The organism is Streptococcus suis (assembly GCF_046032115.1).
Taxonomy (GTDB): Bacteria; Bacillota; Bacilli; order Lactobacillales; family Streptococcaceae; genus Streptococcus; species Streptococcus suis_AJ.
This window is the reverse complement of the sequence record NZ_JARQOZ010000073.1, coordinates 1-1715: the sequence shown is the minus strand read 5'-3', so window position 1 is coordinate 1715 and position 1715 is coordinate 1. Positions and strand designations below refer to the sequence as shown.

The window sequence follows — 1715 nt, the reverse complement described above, 5'->3', positions numbered from 1 at the left end:
TACCCTAAAAAATGCTTGGACTACAAGTCGCCAAGTGAATTTCTTTTGGGTGGCTAAGTTCAACTTGAAATTTGGGTTATTCCCCTTTTTGTGGCATAATAACAGTAAAAACATCTAGAAATAATCTCGTCAAAAGGAAATGAGAATGATTACAGATAAATACTTAATTCGTGAACAAAATGAAGCCTTAGTGCTTCAAACTATTATTGAAAACAAAGGCCTGTCTAGAGCTCAAATTGCTAAGGAAACCGGACTCAATAAGGCTAGCGTCTCGTCTATTACTACTTCTCTCATCGATAGTGGCCTTGTGGAAGAAACAGGAATTGGACAATCTGGTAAGACCGGGGGACGAAAACCTATTTTTGTCAATTTTTGTGGCAAGGCTGGTCTGGTGATTGCCTTTGACTTGGGCTATAACTACATCAGTGGAGCAATCAGCTACCTTGACGGCACTATTATTCGTCAATTTAGAGAACGTCATCTCTTAAACAGAGAAAATATTATCGATTACATCGAACAATACAGCAAAGAATTACTGTCAGCAGCGCCACTGACCCTACACGATGTGGTCGGCATGACTCTGGCCATTCATGGGATTGTGGTGGATAATCACATCCGTTTCACCCCTTCTTATGATTTGAAAGATTTTCCTTTAAAAAAAGAACTGGAAAAACGGTTCTATTTCCCTATCTACTTGGAAAATGAGGCTAATCTTTCGGCATTAGGAGAATTTACCTTCTCACAATCCAGAGACAATCTTATCAGCATCAGTATCCATAGCGGTATCGGAGCAGGTATTATTCAGGATAAACGCTTGCAGACTGGAGCTTATGGACAAGCTGGTGAAATTGGACATACCATTTTACACCCCAAAGGCAAGGCTTGTAATTGTGGTAATTTGGGATGCTTAGAGAAATATGCATCAAATCTAGTCGTATATCAAGAATTCTCCAAACACTATAACCTTAAGCATGCTAATTCGGACCTAATTTCTCAATATTATCTTTGCTCAGATTCCTTCACTCAGGAACTCATAAACCAACAGATCTATCATCAAGCTATTGGTATTAATAATCTCATCATGCTTTGTGATCCTCAACTAGTAATTATCAATAGCTCGCTGTATGCTAAGATACCCAAACTTCTAGATAAATTGGAATCAGAAATTAATAGTCAATTTGCACAAAAGGTCTCCTTAACAATTTCGAACCTAGGTGATACAGCAACACTATATGGAGGTATTGCTACAGCTGTTCAACAGTTTTTACATATACCGGATTTAACGTTTCCTAGATAAGAAACAAAAAAAACTAAGTAGGTTACACCAGCTAACAAATTACAGTAAAAGGATTTCAATATATAATAGGGTGGAAAATTATAACTACGTGGTATTTAATAGAGCTTTATCCATTCTATCCAAAAATATGAGTCATGGGAAAACTCAGATATGCTTAAAAGCCTGAAATTCAAATTACAAGTAGTCTTTTATTCTATTGCACAAAAACATACTAAGATTAGTAGTGAGGAAATCTCCGACGGGAGAGAGTACTTACTACTTTTTCTTTATGTTAAAGTAGAGGTGTCTTGTTAAGTCGAGAACTCTTTTGACGCTAGACGTCGCATCAAAAACTGGCAAGGCACCTGTTTTAGAAAGAATGTTATCAAAGTATGTGGGACGCCAGACGTCGAGTATTGAAAATGACATCACTAAAACA

Annotated in this window: 1 protein-coding gene; it reads left to right on the top strand. The window is 37.1% G+C overall.

Annotated features, from left to right (window positions below):
- Positions 1-145 precede the first annotated feature (145 nt).
- Complete coding sequence (locus P7J36_RS11510; protein ID WP_014636440.1) at positions 146-1297, top strand: ROK family transcriptional regulator; 1152 nt, start codon at positions 146-148, stop codon at positions 1295-1297.
- The last annotated feature ends 418 nt before the right edge of the window (positions 1298-1715 follow it).

Bases quoted from the DNA above. Each gene is read 5' to 3' on its own strand.
- P7J36_RS11510 (WP_014636440.1), top strand. From the start codon at position 146: ATGATTACAGATAAATACTTAATTCGTGAACAAAATGAAGCCTTAGTG.